At 66.6% G+C, this 21,005-nt stretch carries 21 protein-coding genes; 12 read left to right on the top strand and 9 right to left on the bottom strand.

The window, feature by feature from the left end; all coding sequences use genetic code 11:
* Positions 1-34: 34 nt before the first annotated feature.
* Both DMX10_RS09260 and argC read left to right on the top strand, forming a co-directional pair.
* Complete coding sequence (locus tag DMX10_RS09260) at positions 35-694, top strand: DUF502 domain-containing protein (RefSeq protein ID WP_111260813.1); 660 nt, start codon at positions 35-37, stop codon at positions 692-694.
* Positions 695-779: 85 nt separating this feature from the next.
* Positions 780-1,727 (top strand): N-acetyl-gamma-glutamyl-phosphate reductase, encoded by a 948-nt coding sequence (gene argC / locus DMX10_RS09265; protein WP_111260814.1) that lies wholly within the window; start codon positions 780-782, stop codon positions 1,725-1,727.
* A gap of 48 nt (positions 1,728-1,775) precedes the next feature.
* Here argC and DMX10_RS09270 read toward each other — a convergent pair whose 3' ends face one another.
* Together DMX10_RS09270 and DMX10_RS09275 are read right to left on the bottom strand one after the other, a co-directional pair.
* The gene (locus tag DMX10_RS09270; protein ID WP_111260815.1) at positions 1,776-2,777 is read right to left on the bottom strand and encodes a YhcG family protein; all 1,002 of its coding nucleotides are present in this window, start codon (positions 2,775-2,777) and stop codon (positions 1,776-1,778) included.
* Positions 2,778-2,983: 206 nt separating this feature from the next.
* Entirely contained in the window at positions 2,984-3,454 is a 471-nt protein-coding gene (locus DMX10_RS09275; RefSeq protein WP_111260816.1) for an Lrp/AsnC family transcriptional regulator, read from the bottom strand.
* 127 nt (positions 3,455-3,581) lie between these two features.
* On the opposite strand from DMX10_RS09275, the gene DMX10_RS09280 reads away from it, so the two are divergent.
* The 7 genes from DMX10_RS09280 (at position 3,582) to aguA (ending at position 10,272) form a co-directional block, all read left to right on the top strand.
* Positions 3,582-3,929, top strand: coding sequence for a hypothetical protein (locus DMX10_RS09280; protein WP_178082936.1), 348 nt, complete (start codon positions 3,582-3,584; stop codon positions 3,927-3,929).
* Between the two features lie 134 nt (positions 3,930-4,063).
* Positions 4,064-5,848 carry a GspE/PulE family protein gene (locus DMX10_RS09285; protein ID WP_021222853.1) on the top strand — a complete coding sequence of 595 codons (1,785 nt, stop codon included), beginning with the start codon at positions 4,064-4,066 and terminating at the stop codon, positions 5,846-5,848.
* Positions 5,849-5,924: 76 nt separating this feature from the next.
* A complete protein-coding gene (locus tag DMX10_RS09290) occupies positions 5,925-6,845 on the top strand; it encodes an SPFH domain-containing protein (RefSeq protein ID WP_021222852.1) in 921 nt (306 codons plus the stop codon).
* A gap of 2 nt (positions 6,846-6,847) precedes the next feature.
* Complete coding sequence (locus DMX10_RS09295; RefSeq protein ID WP_111260817.1) at positions 6,848-7,303, top strand: NfeD family protein; 456 nt, start codon at positions 6,848-6,850, stop codon at positions 7,301-7,303.
* 75 nt (positions 7,304-7,378) lie between these two features.
* On the top strand, positions 7,379-8,029 hold the full coding sequence (locus DMX10_RS09300) for a TetR/AcrR family transcriptional regulator (protein WP_111260818.1): 651 nt from the start codon (positions 7,379-7,381) through the stop codon (positions 8,027-8,029).
* Positions 8,030-8,200: 171 nt separating this feature from the next.
* On the top strand, positions 8,201-9,079 hold the full coding sequence (gene aguB / locus DMX10_RS09305; protein WP_111260819.1) for an N-carbamoylputrescine amidase: 879 nt from the start codon (positions 8,201-8,203) through the stop codon (positions 9,077-9,079).
* A gap of 86 nt (positions 9,080-9,165) precedes the next feature.
* Complete coding sequence (gene aguA / locus DMX10_RS09310) at positions 9,166-10,272, top strand: agmatine deiminase (RefSeq protein ID WP_111260820.1); 1,107 nt, start codon at positions 9,166-9,168, stop codon at positions 10,270-10,272.
* A gap of 383 nt (positions 10,273-10,655) precedes the next feature.
* Here the strand turns inward: aguA and DMX10_RS09315 are convergent, their stop codons facing one another.
* The 7 genes from DMX10_RS09315 to DMX10_RS09345 all read right to left on the bottom strand — a co-directional run bounded on the left by DMX10_RS09315 (position 10,656) and on the right by DMX10_RS09345 (position 17,697).
* Positions 10,656-10,871 carry a molybdopterin-binding protein gene (locus DMX10_RS09315; RefSeq protein ID WP_003455791.1) on the bottom strand — a complete coding sequence of 72 codons (216 nt, stop codon included), beginning with the start codon at positions 10,869-10,871 and terminating at the stop codon, positions 10,656-10,658.
* A gap of 101 nt (positions 10,872-10,972) precedes the next feature.
* Positions 10,973-11,782: an aliphatic sulfonates ABC transporter ATP-binding protein gene (gene ssuB, locus DMX10_RS09320; RefSeq protein WP_111260821.1), complete on the bottom strand. Its 810-nt coding sequence runs from the start codon at positions 11,780-11,782 to the stop codon at positions 10,973-10,975.
* The gene (gene ssuC, locus DMX10_RS09325) at positions 11,779-12,564 is read right to left on the bottom strand and encodes an aliphatic sulfonate ABC transporter permease SsuC (protein ID WP_111260822.1); all 786 of its coding nucleotides are present in this window, start codon (positions 12,562-12,564) and stop codon (positions 11,779-11,781) included. The genes ssuB and ssuC overlap by 4 nt, the downstream gene beginning before the upstream one ends.
* Positions 12,565-12,574: 10 nt before the next feature.
* A complete protein-coding gene (gene ssuD, locus DMX10_RS09330) occupies positions 12,575-13,732 on the bottom strand; it encodes an FMNH2-dependent alkanesulfonate monooxygenase (protein WP_111260823.1) in 1,158 nt (385 codons plus the stop codon).
* Between the two features lie 110 nt (positions 13,733-13,842).
* Entirely contained in the window at positions 13,843-14,808 is a 966-nt protein-coding gene (locus DMX10_RS09335) for a sulfonate ABC transporter substrate-binding protein (protein ID WP_111260824.1), read from the bottom strand.
* A 221-nt stretch (positions 14,809-15,029) separates the two neighbouring features.
* Positions 15,030-15,668 (bottom strand): peroxiredoxin, encoded by a 639-nt coding sequence (locus tag DMX10_RS09340; protein ID WP_111260825.1) that lies wholly within the window; start codon positions 15,666-15,668, stop codon positions 15,030-15,032.
* Positions 15,669-16,353: 685 nt separating this feature from the next.
* Positions 16,354-17,697 (bottom strand): OprD family porin, encoded by a 1,344-nt coding sequence (locus DMX10_RS09345; protein ID WP_111260826.1) that lies wholly within the window; start codon positions 17,695-17,697, stop codon positions 16,354-16,356.
* Between the two features lie 552 nt (positions 17,698-18,249).
* Here DMX10_RS09345 and tauA point away from each other — a divergent pair.
* The 3 genes from tauA (at position 18,250) to tauC (ending at position 20,969) form a co-directional block, all read left to right on the top strand.
* Positions 18,250-19,230 carry a taurine ABC transporter substrate-binding protein gene (tauA, locus tag DMX10_RS09350; RefSeq protein ID WP_111260827.1) on the top strand — a complete coding sequence of 327 codons (981 nt, stop codon included), beginning with the start codon at positions 18,250-18,252 and terminating at the stop codon, positions 19,228-19,230.
* A 129-nt stretch (positions 19,231-19,359) separates the two neighbouring features.
* Entirely contained in the window at positions 19,360-20,142 is a 783-nt protein-coding gene (tauB, locus tag DMX10_RS09355; RefSeq protein ID WP_044413892.1) for a taurine ABC transporter ATP-binding subunit, read from the top strand.
* Positions 20,139-20,969, top strand: coding sequence for a taurine ABC transporter permease TauC (gene tauC / locus DMX10_RS09360; protein WP_111260828.1), 831 nt, complete (start codon positions 20,139-20,141; stop codon positions 20,967-20,969). Before tauB ends, tauC begins: the two co-directional genes overlap by 4 nt.
* Positions 20,970-21,005: the final 36 nt, after the last annotated feature.

Consider the following 21,005-nt stretch of genomic DNA (forward strand, 5'->3'; position numbering starts at 1 on the left):
CGCGCCCGCGCGGTGCCGACGAGGAACCCACCCGATGTTCAAGCAAAGCTTCCGATCCCTGCTCGGCACCTGGCTGACCGGCCTGCTGGCCCTCTTGCCCCTGGTGCTGACCCTGGCCCTGCTGGCCTGGATCGTCAGCCTGCTCAACCGCCTGGTGGGCCCCTCGACGCTGATCGGCCAACTGCTCGCCGCGCTCGGCCAGCCGTTTGCCAGCAGCCCGGTCCTGGCCTGGTTCGTCGGCACCCTGGTGCTGCTGGGCAGCCTCTATCCCCTGGGCCTGGCCGTGCAGCTGGGCCTGCGCCGGCCGCTGGCCTGGCTGTTCGACCAGACCCTGCGGCGCACCCCGCTGATCGGCAACGTCTACAACATCGCCGACCGCTTCGTCGGCATGCTCGACAAGGAAAAGAACGCCGACATCACCACCATGCAGCCGGTCTGGTGCTTCTTCGGTGGCGACGGCGCGGCGGTGCTCGCCCTGCAACCCAGCTCCGCGCCCATCGAACTGGAAGGCCGGCCCTACTGCGCCATCCTGGTGCCCACCGCGCCCATCCCGGTGGGGGGCGGCCTGCTCTACGTACCGGTGGACTGGGTGCGCCCGGCCGACATGGGGGTCGATGCGCTGACCAGCATCTATGTCTCCATGGGCCTCACTCCGCCCCCCACCGCCACGCCGCCCGACGCCTCGCGGAACTGATCCGCCGACGCGCTTGGCCAAGGCGCCGCCGCGCTGGTTACAATGCGCGCCCCGCTCTTCATTCGTCTGTCCGAGAGAGTCCGCCATGGTTTTCAAAGTGTTCGTAGATGGTCAGGAAGGCACCACCGGCCTCCGTTTGCTCGACTACCTGTCCGGCCGTGCCGACGTCGAGCTGCTGCGCATCGCCGATGACAAGCGCAAGGACCCGCAAGAGCGCGCACGCTTCCTCAATGCCGCCGACGTCGCCTTCCTCTGCCTGCCCGACGTCGCCTCCCGCGAGGCGGTGTCCCTGGTGACCAACCCGAACACCTGCATCATCGACGCCAGCACCGCCTTCCGCACCGACGACAACTGGGCCTACGGCCTGCCGGAACTGGCCGCCGGCCAGCGCGAGAAGATCCGCACCAGCAAGCGCATCGCCGTACCCGGCTGCCACGCCAGCGCCTTCATCCTCGCCGTGCGCCCGCTGATCGACGCCGGCCTGCTGCCCGCCGACTACCCGCTCTCGGCCTTCTCCCTCACCGGCTACAGCGGCGGCGGCAAGGGCATGATCGCCGAGTACGAGGCCGGCAACGACGCCAGGCTCATGAGCCCGCGCCCCTACGCCCTGGGCCTGGAGCACAAGCACCTGCCGGAAATGCGCGTCCAGGCCCGCCTGGCCCAGGCGCCGGTGTTCAACCCCATCGTCGGCCCCTTCCTCAAGGGCCTGGCCGTGACCGTGCCGCTCTATACCGAGCGCCTGGCACGCAAGGCCGGCGCCGCCGAGATCGCCGAGATCTACCGCCAGCACTACGCCGGCGAGCAGTTCGTGCGGGTGATGCCGGCCGGTGACGAGGGCAACCTCGACGGCGGCTTCTTCGACGTCCAGGGCTGCAACGACACCAACCGCGTCGACCTCTTCGTCTTCGGCTCCGCCGACCGCCTCAACCTGGTCGCGCGCCTGGACAACCTCGGCAAGGGCGCCGCCGGTGCCGCCGTGCAGTGCATGAACGTGCACATCGGCGCCGACGAGGCCACCGGCCTCAACGCCTGATCCGCACCCCCCTGAAAAAGCCCCGCCGATGCGGGGCTTTTTCATGGGTCAGTCCCGTGAATCGAGTGCATAAAACTCCTGGAGCTTGCGCTGCAGCAGCTCCTGATCCGGCAACTGGGTTCGATACTCGGCTACCAGCGCCGGAGACAGGGAACGGTTGAGGGCGTACTCCACCACCTCATCATCCTTGCTGGCACACAGCAGCACACCGATGGCGGGATGCTCGTGAGGCTTGCGTTCATCCCGGTCCAGAGCCTCCAGATAGAAATCCAGCTTCCCCAGGTATTCCGGCTCGAAACGCCCCACCTTGAGTTCGATGGCCACCAGGCAGTTGAGGCCTCGATGGAAGAACAGGAGATCGAGAAAGAAGTCACGGCCACCGACCTGCAACGGGTATTCGGACCCAATGAAGCAGAAGTCCCGCCCCAGCTCGATCAGAAAGTCCCGCAGGCGGAACAACAAGCCACGATGCAACTCCGCCTCGCCGTGCCCAGGGGACAAATCCAGGAACTCGAAGACATAGGCATCCTTGAAGGCATCTACGGCATCCGGTTGCCGTTGCCGCAGGGCTTTCGATGCGCTGACAGGCCTGTTCAGCGAGCGTTCGAACAATCCAGCCCGACACTGTCGTTCCAGTTCCCGGCTTGACCAGCGTTCCCGTATCGCCAGTCGCAGATAGAAACCGCGCTCCTCGGGGGTACGGCATTGGCCAAGCACGAGCAGATTATGGGTCCAGGGTATTTGTGACAGCAGCGCTGACACTATTGCCTCATCCGGCCAGGCATCGTGGAACTGGCGCATGCGGAACAGGTTGCGCCGGGTGAATCCGCGCAGCCCCGGCTGGGTGCGCGCCAGGTACTTCGCCAGTTGCTCGACGACCCCTTCGCCCCACTCCGACGACTCCAGCTTCTCGCTGATATGGCGCCCGATTCGCCAATAGAGCGTGATCAGTTCGGCATTGACCGATTGATAGGCACGCTGGCGGGCACTGGTGATCATCAGCGCGATGTCGCCAAAAGCGGTATCCAGCGTTGATCCTGGCGTGTTCATGACATGGCTCCTGGCTGATGAGCCAGTCACCATCGCGTACCTGTCATGGCACGGAAATGCGGCGCTCGCCGCACCATGCCCGGGGAACCGTCCCATACCTGTCGCTGGATCGCGCAGCGGCCCCAGGCGCGAACCCGCAAGGAGCGGCAGCCTATCGGCTGCCATCGCGAATGAATTCGCTCCCACGGGTACCTCCGTGCATCTCCCTACCCGCCCACCGGCAGGCTGGTGGTGGACTTGATCTCCGACAGGGCGACGATGGAGTTGACCTCCTGGATGCCCGGCACCAGCGACAGCTTCTCGAAGAAGAAGCGCTCGTAGGCCTCGATGTCCTTCGTGACGATGCGCAGCATGAAGTCCACCGCGCCCATCAGCACGTGGCACTCCAGCACCTCGGGGAAGCCCTGCATGGCTTCGGCGAACTCGGTGAGGTTGGAGCGGCCGTGGGCGTTGAGCTTCACCTGGGCGAAGATCTGCGCGTTGAGGCCGATCTTGCGCCGGTCCAGCAGGGTCACCTGGCGGCGGATCACGCCTTCCTCCTTGAGCCGCTGGATGCGCCGCCAGCAGGGCGACTGGGACAGGCCGATGCGCTCGGCGATCTCGGCGGTGGCGATGCCGGCGTCTTCCTGCAGCAGTTCGAGGATGCGGCGGTCGTAGGGATCGAGTTCGACAGGCATGAAAAACCTCAATAATCGGAAATCGAGGAAATTCTATTCCTCAATCAGGCTGAACAACCAATAAATAGGCAGAAATTCCCCCTCTGGCGCCCGGAAAATAGGCCGTCGCCTCCGGAGCCACGCCACCATGCTCGACCTCGACGAATCCTCCCGCATCACCCCGCCGCCGCCCTTCCCCACCGCCATGGCGCCGCGTGAGGACGTGTGGAGCAAGACGCAGCTGCCCGGCCAGGCGCGCACCCTGAGCTTCACCATCCTCGCCGAGGCCGACGCGGACATCCTCAGCCGCCTGCTCGCCTACTTCGCCCAGCTGCAGCTGGTGCCGCAGTGGCTGGAGTCGAGCCGCCAGGGCGACGAACTGCTGCTGCGACTGCACCAGGACGGCCTGACCCTGCACCGCGCCGAGGTGATCGCGCAGAAGATGCGCTCCCTGGTCAGCGTGTTTTCGGTGGATGTGCAGCCTGCGGCATCCTGACCGCGCCGTTCGGTGCACCCGGTCACGCAATGCCCTTCGCCCCGAGGCGCCGATTCGGGCATCCTGTGCACCCTCCACGGAAGAGTGCGTTGGCTACTCTTCCCTGACCGGGATCGCGTGACCAAGGAGCCTGCATGTCCGCTTTTGCCTCAGCCGCCCAGGATCGCTGGCTGGACCTCAACGACCTCCTGCGGGAGCTGGTGAACCAGGGCCGGATCGCCCAGGACACCGCCGAGCAGTGCATGGCGATTCGCCGCAGCGCGGTGAACAACCAGCAGCACCCGCTGGAATTCCTCGCCAGCCAGCAGGTCGACGACCTCAAGCGCCCCGGCAAGAAGCTCGACCTCGAAGCCCTGACCGTGTGGCTTTCCGAGTACGCCGGCCAGCCCTACCTGCGCATCGACCCGCTGAAGATCGACGTCGCCGCGGTCACCCCGCTGATGTCCTACGCCTTCGCCCAGCGCCACAAGATCCTCGCCGTGGCCGCCGACAGCGAGAGCGTCACCATCGCCAGCGCCCAGCCCTTCGTGCACAGCTGGGAGGGCAACCTCACCCACGTGCTCAAGCGCCCGATCAAGCGCATCGTCGCCAACCCGGCGGACATCCAGCGCTTCACCGTGGAGTTCTACCGCCTGGCCAAGTCGGTCAGCGGCGCCAATGCCGTGGACCAGAAGATCAGCGGCGTCGGCAACTTCGAACAATTGCTGAAACTGGGGGCGAACGACCAGGAACCCGACGCCAACGACGCGCATATCGTCAACATCGTCGACTGGCTGTTCCAGTACGCCTACCAGCAGCGCGCCAGCGACATCCACATCGAGCCGCGCCGCGAACAGGGCACCGTGCGCTTCCGCATCGACGGCGTGCTGCACACCGTCTACCAGTTCCCGCCCCAGGTGACGATGGCCATCGTCAGCCGCCTGAAGAGCCTCGGCCGCATGAACGTGGCGGAGAAGCGCAAGCCCCAGGACGGCCGGGTCAAGACCAAGACCCCGGAGGGCGGCGAGGTGGAACTGCGCCTGTCCACACTGCCCACCGCCTTCGGCGAGAAGATGGTGATGCGCATCTTCGACCCCGAGGTGCTGCTCAAGAGCTTCGACCAACTGGGCTTCTCCCAGGACGACCTGAAGCGCTGGCAGAGCATGACCAACCAGCCCAACGGCATCATCCTGGTCACCGGCCCCACCGGCTCGGGCAAGACCACCACGCTCTACACCACGCTCAAGCAGCTGGCCACCAGCGAGGTGAACGTCTGCACCATCGAAGACCCCATCGAGATGATCGAGGGCGCCTTCAACCAGATGCAGGTGCAGCACAACATCGACCTGACCTTCGCCAGCGGCGTGCGCGCGCTGATGCGCCAGGACCCGGACATCATCATGGTCGGCGAGATCCGCGACCTGGAAACCGCCGAGATGGCCATCCAGGCGGCGCTCACCGGCCACCTGGTGCTCTCCACCCTGCACACCAACGACGCCCCCAGCGCCATCACCCGCCTGCTGGAACTGGGCGTGCCCTACTACCTGCTGCGCGCCACCCTGCTCGGGGTCATGGCCCAGCGCCTGGTGCGCACCCTGTGCCCGCACTGCAAGGCGCCCATCGAGCTGGAAGAAGAGGACTGGCAGAACCTCACCCGCCCCTGGAGCGCACCGCTGCCCACCGGGGCGCACCGCGCCGTGGGCTGCCTGGAATGCCGCGACACCGGCTACCGGGGCCGTGCCGGGGTCTACGAGATCATGCTGCTGTCGGATTCGGTGAAGAGCTACATCACCGCCGACACCGACCTGGTCGGCCTGCGTCGCAACGCCTTCAAGGAAGGCATGCGCAGCCTGCGCCTGTCCGGCGCGCAGAAGGTCGCCGCCGGCCTCACCACGGTCGAGGAAGTGCTGCGGGTCACCCCGCAGAGCGAACAGAAGTAACCACCGCCGCCCGGCGCAGAATCCGGGCGGATAACCGAGAAAGGCCGCTGCCGGCACTCACCTACAGGGAACAGTCATGGGCATCACCACAGTCGTACTCCTCTTCGTCGCGCTCGCCGTGGCCATCGTCTTCATGGGCTTCAAGGTCGTGCCCCAGGGCTACGAGTGGACGGTGGAGCGCTTCGGCCGCTACACCAACACCCTCAAGCCGGGCCTGAACATCATCGTCCCGGTGATGGACCGCATCGGCCGCAAGCTCAACGTCATGGAGGCGGTGCTGGACATCCCCCCGCAGGAAGCCATCAGCGCCGACAACGCCATCGTCGAGATCGACGCCGTGTGCTTCTTCCAGGTGATCAACGCGGCCCAGGCGGCCTATGAGGTGAACAACCTCGAGCACGCCATCCGCAACCTGGTGATGACCAATATCCGCACCGTGCTCGGCTCCATGGAGCTGGACGCCATGCTCAGCCAGCGCGACGCCATCAACGAGCGCCTGCTGCGCACCGTCGACGAGGCCACCGCGCCCTGGGGCATCAAGGTCACCCGCATCGAGATCAAGGACATCAGCCCGCCCGCCGACCTGGTCGAAGCCATGGCCAGCCAGATGAAGGCCGAGCGCCTGAAACGCGCGCAGATCCTCGAGGCCGAAGGCTCCCGCTCCGCCGCCATCCTCACCGCCGAGGGCCACAAGCAGGCGGAAATCCTCCGCGCCGAGGGCGAGCGCGCCGCCGCCTTCCTCGAAGCCGAGGCCCGCGAACGCGCCGCCCAGGCCGAAGCCGAGGCGACCCGCGTGGTGTCCCAGGCCATCGCCAACGGCAACGTGCAGGCGGTGAACTACTTCGTCGCGCAGAAATACGTCGAGGCCCTGGGCAGCCTGGCCAGCGCCAACAACAGCAAGGTGATCCTCATGCCGCTGGAGGCCAGCCAGGTGATCGGCTCGGTGGGCGGCATCGGCGAGATCGTCAAGGCCACCTTCGGCGACAAGAAGGTCTGACCATGCTCGGTTACCTGCAGACCCTGTCCTTCTGGGACTGGCTGGCCCTGGGCACCCTGCTGCTGATCCTCGAAGTCTTCGGCGCCGGCGGCTACCTGCTGTGGATCGGCCTCGCCGCCGCTGCGGTCGGCGCCCTCACCTTCATCGTGCCGGGCATCCCGTGGGAGGTGCAGTTCCTCCTCTTCGGCGTGCTCTCGGTGTGCACCGCCGTCTACTGGTGGCGCCGCCAGCGCAGCGCCGCCAAGCCCTCCGACCAGCCGGGGCTGAACCGCCGGGGCCAGGAGTTCGTCGGCCGCCAGTTCGCCCTGCACCAGGCCATCGAAGGCGGGCGCGGCAAGATCAAGGCCGGCGACTCGGTGTGGCTGGTGGTCGGTCCCGACCTGCCCGCCGGCGCCCAGGTGCGCGTCATCGGCCAGGACGGCGTGCTGCTCAAGGTGGAACCGGTCAGCACCAGCTGAACGAAGGGGACGCATCGGTATTGCATGGGGCCCATGGCTAACGTCCAATAGCGGCCTCATGCCAAGGAGCCGTCCATGTCGCGTCCCGCCACCCCTCGCAAACCCCGCGCCAGCAGCCAGCTGCGCATCGCCGGGATTCTCGACGCCGCCCGCGCGCTGCTGGCCGAGGAAGGCGTGGCCAACCTGTCGATCTACAGCGTGGCCGAGCGCGCGGAGATGCCGCCCTCCTCCGTCTACCACTTCTTCGCCAGCGTGCCGGCGATCCTCGAAGGCCTCACCGCCGAGGTGCACGCCGCCTTCCGCGCCTGCCTGCAGGAGCCGGTGGAGCATGCGCGCCTGGGCAGCTGGCGCGACCTCTCGCGCCTGGTGGAAGAACGCATGCTGGCGATCTACGCCGCAGACACCGCCGCGCGCCAGCTGATCCTGGCCCAGCACGGCCTCACCGAAGTGACCCAGGCCGACCGCCAGCACGACATCGAGCTGGGCCGCCTGATGCACCGCCTGTTCGAGCGCCACTTCGAACTGCCGGCGCTGCCGGGCGACCTCGACGTCTTCGCCCTGGCCATGGAGCTGGGCGATCGCGTCTATGCCCGTTCGGTGCAGCTGCACGGCGAAATCACCCCGCGCTTCGCCGAGGAAGGCATGCGCGTCTTCGATGCCTACCTCGGCCTCTACCTGCCGCCCTTCCTGCCCAAGCGTGCAGCCGTGCTGGCGGACGCACTCTGAAGCCTTCGATTTTTATCCGATAAATAACCGATAACAATCGGCAATTTCGGGCTATATTCTGCTTTAGCGTTAAATAACCACTTTTAAAGCAGATTATTATCGACTATAAAGTCGCCATCCGGGCGACTCACGCCCGCTCATCGACAGCAATCGTCCTGACGAGGTGTCTCCATGTCCCGCATCGTTACCGTCGCCGCCACCCAGATGGCCTGCTCCTGGGATCGCGCCGCGAACATCGCCAACGCCGAGAAACTGGTGCGCCAGGCCGCCGCCAGGGGCGCGCAGATCATCCTCATCCAGGAGCTGTTCGAGACCCCCTACTTCTGCCAGAAGCCCAACGCCGACTACCTGCTGCTGGCCACCGCCACCGAGACCAACGCCGCCATCGCCCACTTCCAGAAGGTCGCCGCCGAACTGCAGGTGGTGCTGCCCATCAGCTACTTCGAGCTGGCGGGGCGCGCGCGCTTCAACAGCATCGCCATCATCGACGCCGACGGCCGCAACCTCGGCGTGTACCGCAAGAGCCACATCCCGGACGGCCCCGGCTACCACGAGAAGTACTACTTCAACCCCGGGGACACCGGCTTCAAGGTGTGGAACACCCGCTACGCGCGCATCGGCGTGGGCATCTGCTGGGACCAGTGGTTCCCCGAGTGCGCCCGCAGCATGGCGCTGCTGGGCGCCGAGATTCTCTTCTACCCCACCGCCATCGGCAGCGAGCCCCACGACGCCAGCATCACCTCGCGCGACCACTGGCAGCGCGTGCAGCAGGGCCACGCAGGCGCTAACCTGATGCCCTTGGTGGCGTCGAACCGCATCGGCCGCGAGGAGCAGGACGGCTACGACATCACCTTCTACGGCTCCTCCTTCATCGCCGATCAGTTCGGCGCCAAGGTCGAGGAACTGAACGAGACCGAGGAAGGCGTGCTGGTCCACAGCTTCGACCTCGACGCTCTGGAACGTACCCGCAGCGCCTGGGGCACCTTCCGCGACCGTCGCCCGAACCTGTACGGCCCGCTGAAGACCCTGGACGGCTCCCTGGAGTCCTGACACCCCTTTCCAGTGGGCCCCGCCAATGCGAGGCCCACTCAACAGCCACCGCAGCGCCCCTCGCCGGGCGACCACAGGTAATCCCCATGAAACCTCTGAACAGCACACCCCGCGCCGATGGCTTCCGCATGCCGGCCGAGTGGGAGACCCACAGCCGCACCTGGATGGTCTGGCCCGAGCGCCCGGACAACTGGCGCCTCGGCGGCAAGCCCGCGCAGGCGGCCTTCACCGCCGTGGCCCGCGCCATCGCCCGCTTCGAGCCGGTGACCGTGTGCGTCAGCGCCGGCCAGTACGAGAACGCCTGCCAGCGCCTGGACGAGCCGAACATCCGCGTGGTGGAAATCACCACCGACGACGCCTGGGTGCGTGACACCGGCCCCACCTTCGTGACCAACGACACGGGTGAAGTGCGCGGCGTGGACTGGGCCTTCAACGCCTGGGGCGGCTTCGACGGCGGCCTCTACTCGCCGTGGAACCGCGACGACCAGGTGGCCTCGAAGATCCTCCGCATCGAAGGCTGCCAGGGCTACCGCACCGAGGGCTTCGTGCTGGAAGGCGGCTCCATCCACGTGGATGGCGAAGGCACCCTGATCACCACCGAGGAATGCCTGCTCAACCGCAACCGCAACCCGCACCTGAGTCGCGAGGAGATCGAGGCGGTGCTGCGCGACCACCTGGCGGTGGACAGCGTCATCTGGCTGCCGGATGGCCTCTACAACGACGAGACCGACGGCCACGTCGACAACTTCTGCTGCTACGTGCGCCCGGGCGAAGTGCTGCTGGCCTGGACCGACGACCCGGCCAACCCCAACTACCCGCGCTGCCAGGGGGCGATGAAGGTGCTGGAGGCAGCCCGTGACGCCAAGGGCCGCCAGCTGGTGGTGCACAAGATGCCGATCCCCGGCCCGCTCTACGCCACGGACGAGGAATGCGCCGGCGTCGACCTGGTGGCCGGCACCCAGGAGCGCGACCCGTCGATCCGCCTGGCCGGGTCCTACGTCAACTTCCTGATCGTCAACGGCGGCATCATCGCGCCAAAGTTCGACGACCCCAAGGACGCCGAGGCCGAAGCCATCCTCAAGCGCCTGTTCCCGCAACATGAAGTGGTGATGGTGCCCGGCCGCGAGATCCTCCTCGGCGGCGGCAACATCCACTGCATCACCCAGCAGCAGCCGGCACCGCAGACGCGCTGAGCCGAACCCGGATGAACGAAGCCCCGCGAACGCGGGGCTTTTTGTGGGTGCGGCGGGGGTAGTCCCGTGTAGGGTGGACCACGCTTCACCGGTCCACCATCGGCGTCACCTGCGCCACCGCTGGTGGACGTAAAGAGCGACGTCCACCCTACGCCCCGGTAGCGCACCGCGCGCCTTCGCGAATGAATGCGTTCCCACGCGGATCGGGTTGTAGGAGCGAATTCATTCGCCCAAGGATCGCCCAGCGATCCCCAAACGAACGAGCCCCCGCAAACGCGGGGGCTCTTCATGTCGGTACAAGGCACGTTCATGTGGGAGCGCATTCATCCGCGAAGGATCGCGCCGCGATTCCCGCCTCTCCCCCACGATCACACCCCGTTGCCTCACAGCTTGGCGATGGACACCTCGGTGGACTTCACGAAGGCGATCACCTCCGAGCCGATGCCCAGCTCCAGCTCGCGCACGGAACGGGTGGTGATCACCGAGGTGACGATGCCGGCGGCGGTCTGCACGTCGATCTCCGAGAGCACCGGGCCTTCGATGATTTCCTTGATGGTGCCCTTGAACTGGTTGCGGACGTTGATGGCTTTGATGGTCATGGCGTTTTCTCCTGGGGTCGAAAATGAGCTGTAAGCCAGAAGCTGAAAGCTGGAAGCGGACTGCGTGCTTCAGGCTTCCGGCTTCGAGCTTCCGGCTGCTCTCAGAGCGCCCAACGCAACTGCGTGGGCAGGGGTGAAAAGGGTTCCGGCTCCGGTGGCGAGGCGGGTTGCGACAGCACCCGCTCCAGCACCTCGGCCTCCAGTGCCGCCAGCCGGGCCGAACCACGGGCGCGGGGGCGGTGCAGTTCCACGGCCAGGTCGAGGCCGACCTCGCCGTCTTCGATGAGGATCACCCGGTCGGCGATGGCCACGGCCTCGCTGACGTCGTGGGTGACCAGCAGCACGGTGAAGCCGTGCTTCTGCCAGAGGCGTTCGATCAGTTGCTGCATCTCGATGCGGGTCAGCGCATCCAGCGCGCCCAGCGGTTCGTCCAGCAGCAGCAGGCGCGGTTCGTGGATCAGGGCGCGGGCCAGGGCCACGCGCTGCTTCTGGCCACCTGACAGCGCCGCCGGCCATTCCTGGGCGCGGTCGGCCAGGCCCACGGCCTCCAGGGCTTCCAGGGCCTTGGGCCGCCAGTTGCCGGAAAGGCCGAGGCCGACGTTGTCGATCACCCGTTTCCACGGCAGCAGGCGGGCGTCCTGGAACATCAGCCGGGTGTCTTCGCGGGCATCTTCCAGCGGTGCGGAGCCGGCCAGCAGTTCGCCACGGGAGGGCTTGTCCAGCCCGGCCAGCAGGCGCAGCAGGGTGCTCTTGCCGCAGCCACTGCGGCCGACCACGGCGACGAACTGGCCGGCGGGGATCAGCAGGTCGATGTCCTTGAGCACTTCGCGCTCGCCGAAGGACTTGCCGATGCTGCGGATCGCCAGCGGGATGCCGCGCTTCAGGCGTTGCGGCGTGGACAGGGCATTCATGCCGCACCTCCCTTGGCCTGGTACGCCGGGTGCCAGCGCAGCCACAGGCGCTCCAGGCCACGGGCGGCGACGTCGGCCAGCTTGCCGAGCACCGCGTAGAGCAGGATCGCCAGCACCACCACGTCGGTCTGCAGGAACTCGCGGGCGTTCATCGCCAGGTAGCCGATGCCGGAACTGGCCGAGATGGTCTCGGCGACGATCAGGGTCAGCCACATGAAGCCGAGGGCGAAGCGCACCCCCACCAGGATCGAGGGCAGCGCGCCGGGCAGGATCACCTGGCGGAACAGGCCGAAGCCGGAGAGGCCGTAGCTGCGCGCCATTTCCACCAGCGCCGGGTCGACGTTGCGGATGCCGTGGTAGGTGTTGAGGTAGATGGGGAACAGGGTGCCGAGGGCGACGAGGAAGATCTTCGCCGACTCGTCGATGCCGAACCACAGGATCACCAGCGGAATCAGCGCCAGGTGCGGCACGTTGCGGATCATCTGCACCGAGCTGTCGAGCAGGCGCTCGCCCCATTTCGACAGACCGGTGATGAAGCCCAGCAGCAGGCCGAGGCCGCCACCGATGGCGAAGCCGATGCCGGCGCGCCAGCCGCTGATGGCCAGGTGGGTCCAGATCTCGCCACTGGCCACCAGTTGCCAGCCGGCGGTGACCACGGCGCTGGGCGCCGGGAGGATGCGGGTGGAGAGCAGGCCGGTCTCGACGGCGATCTGCCAGGTGGCCAGCAGCACGAAAGGCAGTGCCCAGGGCGCCAGGCGCTGGAGGATTGACTGGAAATTCATCTCGGCGTCCTCAGCTCTGCGAGACTTTGAGGCGACGCTCGGGCAGCGCCTCGTTGGCCACCATCTCGCCGAAGGGGCTGACGAAGGCCAGGCCATCGCCGGCCTGCGGGCGCGCCACGTCCAGGTGGGGGAACAGCAGCTCCGCCACGCGGTAGGACTCTTCCAGGTGCGGGTAGCCGGAGAAGATGAAGGTGTCGATGCCCAGGTCCGCGTATTCCCTGACCCGCGCGGCCACGGTGGGGCCATCGCCCACCAGCGCGGTCCCGGCACCGCCGCGTACCAGGCCGACGCCGGCCCAGAGGTTGGGGCTGACTTCCAGCTGGTCGCGCTTGCCATTGTGCAGGGCGGCCATGCGTTGCTGGCCGACGGAATCGAAGCGGGCGAAGGCCGCCTGGGCCTTGGCGATGGTGGCGTCGTCGAGGTGGGCGATCAGGCGGTCGGCAGCGGCCCAGGCTTCTTCGTTGGTCTCGCGCACGATCACGTGCAGGCGGATGCCGAAGCGCACGCTGCGGCCGAGCTTGGCGGCCTTCGCGCGCACCTGCTCGATCTTCTCCTTCACGGCGGCCGGCGGCTCGCCCCAGGTCAGGTACAGCTCCACCTGTTCGGCGGCCAGGTCCTGGGCGGCCTCGGAGGAGCCGCCGAAGTACAGCGGCGGGCGCGGTTGCTGCAGCGGCGGGTAGAACAGCTTGGCGCCCTTCACCTGGATGTGCTTGCCGTCGTAGTCGACGGTCTCGCCCTCCAGCACGCGGCGCCAGATGCGGGTGAATTCGACGGAAGCCTCGTAACGCTCTTCATGGTTCAGGTGCAGGCCGTCGGCGGCCAGCTCGTCCGGGTCGCCCCCGGTCACCAGGTTGAACAGGGCCCGGCCACCGGAGAGGCGATCGAGGGTCGCGGCCTGGCGCGCGGCGACGGTGGGCGAAATGATCCCCGGGCGCAGGGCCACGAGGAACTTCAGGCGCTGGGTCACCGGGATCAGCGAGGCGGCGACCAGCCAGGAGTCCTCGCAGGAACGGCCGGTGGGGATCAGCACGCCGCCGAAACCGAGGCGGTCGGCCGCCTGGGCGATCTGCTGCAGGTAGCCGTGGTCGACAGCGCGGGCGCCTTCGGATGTGCCGAGGTAGTGGCCGTCGCCGTGGGTCGGCAGGAACCAGAAGAGGTTGAGACTCATCGCAATAACTCCAGGGTGAGCGCGCCGGCGTGGCGTAGCCGCGCGATGATGGTTCGTTTACGGGTATCGAAACCTTCCCCGCGCCGTCCTGGCGCGGGGCAAGGCGCACATCACGGCTGCTGGGCGACCTTGGCGGGCGGCGTCCAGATCACGTCCTTGATGCTGAGTTTTTTCGGGATCAGCTTCAGGTCGGTGAAGGTGTCGGCGATCTTCTGCTGCGCCGTGACCACCTCCGGGGAGAGGAACTGGGCGCCGTAGCCCTGGCGCTTCACCGCGATGGCGGTGATGTCCCTGGGCAGGCCGAGCAGCGGTGCGACCTGTTCGGTCACCTTGTCCGGGTCGGCCTTGGAGTCCTCGCCCACGGCGCGCACTTCCTCCACCAGGGTGCTGATCACCTGCGGGTGCTGGGTCGCATACGCCCGGGTGGCCAGGTAGAACTGGTGGTTATCCACAAGCTGGGTGCCGTTGCGCAGGGTGCGTGCCTGCAGCTGTTGCTCGGCGGCGGCCTGGAAGGGGTCCCAGATCACCCAGGCGTCGACGCTGCCACGCTCGAAGGCGGCGCGGGCATCGGCCGGGGGCAGGTACACGGGCTGGATGTCGCTGTACTTCAGGCCCGCCTCTTCGAGAGCGCGGACCAGCAGGTAGTGCACGTTGGAGCCCTTGTTCAGGGCCACCTTCTTGCCGGCCAGCTCCTTCACCGACTGGATCGCCGAGCCCTTGGGCACGAGGATCGCCTCGCTGGTGGGCGCCGGCGGTTCGTAGGCGACGTAGAGCAGGTCGGCGCCGGCGGCCTGGGCGAACACCGGCGGGGTCTCGCCGGTGACGCCGAAGTCGATGGAGCCGACGTTGAGGCCTTCCAGCAGCTGCGGGCCGCCGGGGAACTCGGTCCATTTGACGTCGATGCCCTGGGCGGCCAGGCGCTTCTCCAGGGAGCCCTTGGCCTTGAGCAGCACCAGGGTGCCGTACTTCTGGTAGCCGATCCGCAGGGTCTCGGCCTGTGCCTGGGTGATGGCGCCGAATGCCAGGGCCGCGGTGAACAGCGCAGCCAGGCTCCGACGCAAAGTGATGGTGCGCATGGCGCTCTCCTCGTACTTCGCGGGTGCTTGTGTGTGCGCCTGCTCGCCTCGTTGGCGGGTGAGTAAGGCCGGTTCGGTCGCTCCGGGCACCGCTAACAACTGCCTAGGTTCTTAGCGGTGCCCTCCAGGGAGCGGGTTGTTCGGGTCAGACGCTCCAGCGCGCAGGGCGGTGGAGCACGAGCTCGGGCCGGGGCGCCTGACAGGGGCGCCGTCCTCCGGACTCAGCGGTTGGGCTGCGGCGTCAGGCGCAGGTAGGGCCGGATCGCCTTGTAGCCACGGGGGAAGCGCTGCTTGATCTCGTCCTCGTCCTTCAGCGAGGGGACGATCACCACCTCGTCGCCGTCCTGCCAGTTGGCCGGGGTGGCGACCTTGTGGTTGTCGGTCAGTTGCAGCGAGTCGATCACCCGCAGGATCTCGTTGAAGTTGCGGCCGGTGCTGGCCGGGTAGGTGATGATCAGCCGCACCTTCTTGTTCGGGTCGATGATGAACAGCGAACGCACGGTGAGGGTGTCGTTGGCGTTGGGGTGGATCAGGTCGTAGAGGTCGGACACCTTGCGGTCGGCGTCGGCGATGATCGGGAAGTTGACCACGGTGCTCTGGGTCTCGTTGATGTCGTCGATCCACTTCAGGTGCGATTCCACCGGGTCCACCGACAGGGCGATGGCCTTGACCCCACGGGCGGCGAATTCATCCTTGAGCTTGGCGGTCAGGCCCAGTTCGGTGGTGCACACCGGCGTGAAGTCGGCGGGGTGCGAGAAGAGCACGCCCCAGCTGTTGCCCAGCCACTCGTGGAAACGGATGCGGCCTTCGCTGGAGTCCTGTTCGAAATCGGGGGCGATGTCGCCGAGTCTGATGCTCATCTGTGCAGCTCCTTGAGACTGGATTCGTCGTTCTGTGCGCTCACTATGCCCAGTCTCGAATGAAATCAAAAAGAATAAATAACAATTTATTTATAACTTTGAGAGCTATATCTGCACACCCACAGAAACACCCGCTCAGCATTTGCCAGAGGAGTCGGTCGGCGTTCGGCGAAGCACTGAACCTATAAGTAATGAGTGCCCGACGACAGCATGGGTTTCGCTTCGCTCTACCCATCCCACGATCACTGCCTGGGGCCTGATTCAAGGCACATGGCGCTTTCGTAGGATGGGTAGAGGTACGAAACCCATCGTTGCAGTGCCCGATCACCGCATGGGTTTCGCTTCGCTCTACCCATCCTACGGATCGCTGCCTGGGGCCTGATTCAAGGCACATGGCCCTTTCGTAGGATGGGTAGAGGTACGAAACCCATCGTTGCGGAGTGCCCGATCACCGCATGGGTTTCGCTTCGCTCTACCCATCCCACGATCACTGCCTGGGGCCTGATTCAAGGCACATGGCCCTTTCGTAGGATGGGTAGAGGTACGAAACCCATCGTGCGGGGTGCCCGATCACCGCATGGGTTTCTACCCATCCCACGAAGCCGATGTGCTGCCCTGCCCCGAATCGCGCCCACAAAAAAGCCGCGCCTCCGCCAAAGGCGGAAGCGCGGCTCGTTGACGCCGCTTACAGCAGGGTCAGGGTGTAGCTCACGATCAGGCGGTTTTCGTCCTGGTCGCGGGTGGTGCCACCCACATCGCTGCGGAAGGCCGCGTTACGCCAGGACAGGCCCAGGCCTTTCAGCGGGCCGTCCTGCAGGGTGTAGTCCAGGCGGAAGTCACGCTCCCACTCGCCCAGGTCGCCGCCAGTGGCGTTGTCGATGCCGCTGCCCTTCAGGTAGGTGGCGATGGCCTTCAGGCCCGGTACGCCGGCCTTGGTGAAGTCGTAGCCGTACTCGGCCACCCAGGTGCGCTCGCCAGCGCTGAGGAACTTGCCGATCTGGCGGTCGGTGATCAGGTAGGCAGTGCCGCCATCACCCTGGTTCAGGAAGGGGAAGGCGCTGTCGCCGGACACCTGCTGGTAGCCCAGGCTGGCGGCGTGGCTGCCCAGGGTGTAGGTGAACATGCCGCTCCAGGTGCGGTTGTCGACTTCGCCACGCAGCGGGTCGTTGCTGGCCCACTTGCCGGCACTGCGATAACCCTGGCTACGACCGGCGGCGCTGGAGTTCAGGCCATCGGAGGTGCTGTAGAAGTAACGCAGGTCGGACTTCAGGGAGCCCGGGCCGACCGGCAGCACGTGGGTCAGGCCCAGGAAGTGCTGTTTGTAGAACTCATCGAGGTTGCCGTAGTAGTACTGGGCCGTCAGGTCCTTGGTGACCTTGTAGTCGGCACCTGCGTAGTAGAACTTGTTCTCGAACTTGCCCGTCTGCGCATTGTTGGCGCCGCCGATGGACAGGCCCCGGGCATCGCTGGAGTTACGGCCCTTGGCGTGTTCGAGTTGGCCACCGATCAGGGTCAGGCCATCGATTTCGTTGGAGGTGACCTGGCCACCTTCGAAGGTCTGCGGCAACAGGCGGCCGTCGTTGAAGGTCACCACCGGCAGCTTCGGCTGCAGGGTGCCGATACGCCCTTCGGTCTTGGAGATGCGGACCTTGCCGGTCACGCCGATGCTGCCGAAATCATCCACGGCACGGCCATCGCCTTCCGACGGGAACACGATGCCGCCGTAGTTATCGCTGCCGTTGTTGTAGTGAGTGCCCTTGCCGGAATCCAGGCGCACACCCAGCAGGCCCAGGGCGTCAACGCCGAAGCCCACGGTGCCTTCGGTGTAGCCGGAGCTGTAGTTGAAGATGAAGCCCTGGCCCCACTCTTCCTGCTTGGAAGGGTTATTGGTGCCTTCGCGGTTGTCCTGGTTGATATAGAAGTTGCGCAGGCCGAGGGTGGCCTTGCTGTCCTCGATGAAACCGCCTGCGACGGCCTGTTGGGCCAGCAGGCCGCCAGCGATGGCCAGGGCCAGGGTAGATTTGTTCATGCAATGCTCCAGTGGTGCGTGTTTCTAGGTTGTTCTGATGGGTGAGGCGGACACCGCTATATACACAAGTAAATAGCGAAGCGGTATGACCCGCTGGTCATAAATTCCCCGTAGCGCCTTGCCAGCAGGCCTGCCTCAGGTGGCGGCCAATCTAGGACAAGGGATTTAATTCTTAAAAAGAATTTATCGTCACGTTCTTGTAACTAAATCGCATAAATAAGCCGATACCCTCCCTCTGGCGGGGAGCTGCCCCTGGGAGAGGCGACTTCGGTTACTCGAAAGGGCGCGCAAATTACCGACTTTGGCCGTCTGGCGCCATCCCCAATGACGCAGCAGCGGACGGAATTCGCAGTCCCACACCTCTCCCGGCCTGTAAAGGCGGCGGCACCCTCACGGCCGCTCATAAACTAATAACCAAATAGTATTTATTGAGACGTTTTTAGATCATTTAGATTTCGCTCCACCGGACCACCGGACACCCTGAGAAAACCCCGATTCCCGTCCCGTGGCCCGGCCTCCAAACCGGCCCGTCGCCCGTTTAGGAGCACCACCATGATCAGCTCTCTGTTCCCCCGTCGCCTGCTGGCGGCATTGACCCTCGGCGGCCTGGCCATCACCGCGCAGGCCGCGGACTTCACCGTCGCCTACCAGACCACCGTCGACCCGGCGAAAGTCGCCCAGGCCGACGGCGCCTATGAAAAGGCCAGCGCCTCCAAGATCGACTGGCGCAAGTTCGACAGCGGCGCCGAAGTCATCACCGCCGTCGCCTCCGGTGACGTGCAGATCGGCTACGTCGGCTCCAGCCCCCTGGCGGCGGCCGCCACCCGCCAGCTGCCGATCCAGACCTTCCTCATCGCCACCCAGATCGGCGACGCCGAGGCCCTGGTCGCCCGCAACGGCGCCGGCATCGCCAAGCCCGAGGACCTGGTCGGCAAGAAGATCGCCGTGCCCTTCGTCTCCACCGGCCACTACAGCCTGCTGGCCGCCCTCAAGCACTGGAAGATCGACCCGAGCAAGGTGACCATCCTCAACCTCGCGCCGCCGGCCATCATCGCCGCCTGGCAGCGCGGCGACATCGACGCCACCTACGTCTGGGACCCGGCGCTCGGCGTGGCCAAGGCCAGCGGCAAGGTGCTGATCAGCTCCGGTGAGCTGGGCAAGCTCGGCGCCCCGACCTTCGACGCCTGGATCGTGCGCAAGGACTTCGCCGAGAAGCACCCCGAGGCGGTCCGTGCCTTCGCCAAGGTGACCCTCGATGCCTACGCCGACTACCGCAAGGACCCGCAAGCCTGGCTGGCCGACAAGGCCAACATCGACAAGGTGGTGAAGCTCTCCGGCGCCAAGGCCGAGGACATCCCGCTGCTGCTGCAGGGCAACGTCTTCCCGCTGGCTGCCGACCAGGCCACCGCCCTCGGCGCGCCGACCACCCAGGCCATCAACCAGACCGCCACCTTCCTCAAGGAGCAGGGCAAGGTCGATGCGGTGCTGCCGGACTACGCCCCCTACGTGAGCGCCAAGTACGTCACCAACTGATCGGCTGCGCGCCGGCGGGGCGTCGTTGAAAACGACCTGGGCCTGCTCACCTGCAGCAGCCCCGGTCGTTTGCGACTGGCCCCGCTCCAGCTCGCTCGATCCGACACATTCAGAAGAGCGCAAAAGAAAATGGCCTTACTCCAGCTGGAGCGCATCAGCGCACAGTACCCCGGCACGGCCGAGCCGGTACTGACCGACATTTCCCTCACCCTCGGGCCACAGCAACTGCTGGTCGCCCTGGGGCCTTCCGGCAGCGGCAAGACCACGCTGCTGAACCTCATCGCCGGCTTCGTGCCCCCCAGCGACGGCCGCATCAGCCTCGACGGCAAGCCCGTGCAGGGCCCCTCCGCCGAGCGTGGCGTGGTGTTCCAGGACGACGCCCTGCTGCCCTGGCAGAACGTCCTCGGCAACGTCGCCTTCGGCCTCGAACTGGCCGGCGTGCCCCGTGCCCGGCGCGAAGCCAAGGCCCGCGAGATGCTCGCCCTGGTCGACCTCGCCGGCTTCGAGAAGCGGCAGATCTGGGAACTCTCCGGGGGCCAGCGCCAGCGCGTCGGCATCGCCCGGGCCCTGGCCGCCGACCCGCGCGTGCTGCTAATGGACGAGCCCTTCGGCGCACTGGATGCCTTCACCCGCGAACAGATGCAGGAGTTGCTGCTGCAGGTCTGGCAGCGCGCCGCCAAGCCGGTGTTCCTGATCACCCACGACATCGAGGAAGCGGTGTTCCTCGCCACCGACCTGATCCTCCTGTCACCCAACCCCGGCCGCATCAGCGAGCGCCTGACCCTCGACTTCGGCCGCCGCTACGCCGCCGGCGAGAGTGCACGGGCGATCAAGTCCGACCGGGCCTTCATCGAAACCCGCGAGCACGTCCTCGCCCAGGTCTTCGCCGAACGGCAAAGGAGAAGCGCATGAGCAGCCTCGACCTGCCCCTGCCGGAAAACAAGGCAGCGGCCCCTGTACCCCGCCCCTGGCGCCTCTCCACCTTCGCCATCAGCAGCCTGACCCTCGTCGGCCTGCTGCTGGCCTGGTGGGCGGTGACCACCGCCGGCCTGATCGAGCCGCTGTTCTTGCCCAGCCCCCAGGCGGTGCTGCGCAAGGGCTGGCAGCTGGCCACCCAGGGCTACATGGATTCCAGCCTCTGGGCGCACCTGCTGGCGAGCCTCGCGCGCATCGGCACCGCCCTGCTGGCCGCCGTGCTCACCGCCATCCCGCTGGGCATCGCCATCGGCCGCAACCGCATCGCCCACGGCATCTTCGACCCGCTGATCGAGTTCTACCGGCCGATCCCGCCGCTGGCCTACCTGCCACTGATCGTCATCTGGTGCGGCATCGGCGAGCTGTCCAAGGTGCTGCTGATCTTCCTCGCCATCTTCGCCCCCATCGCCATCGCCACCGCCACCGGCGTGCGCAACGTCAACCCGGCGCGCCTGCGCGCGGCGCAATCCCTCGGTGCCACCCCGGCGCAACTGATCCGCCATGTGGTCCTGCCCAGCGCCCTGCCGGACATCCTCACCGGCGTGCGCATCGGCCTCGGCGTCGGCTGGTCGACCCTGGTCGCCGCCGAACTGGTGGCCGCCACCCAGGGCCTCGGCTTCATGGTCCAGTCGGCCGCGCAGTTCCTGGTCACCGACGTCGTGGTGCTCGGCATCCTGGTCATCGCCCTGGTCGCCTTCGCCCTGGAACTCGGCCTGCGCACCCTGCAACGCAAGCTCGTGCCCTGGCACGGGCAGAACCACTGATCGAGGCCCGTCATGCCCCTGCACATCACCCCCCTC

The organism is Pseudomonas sp. 57B-090624, from assembly GCF_003234055.1.
In the GTDB taxonomy this organism is placed as follows: Bacteria; Pseudomonadota; Gammaproteobacteria; order Pseudomonadales; family Pseudomonadaceae; genus Metapseudomonas; species Metapseudomonas tohonis.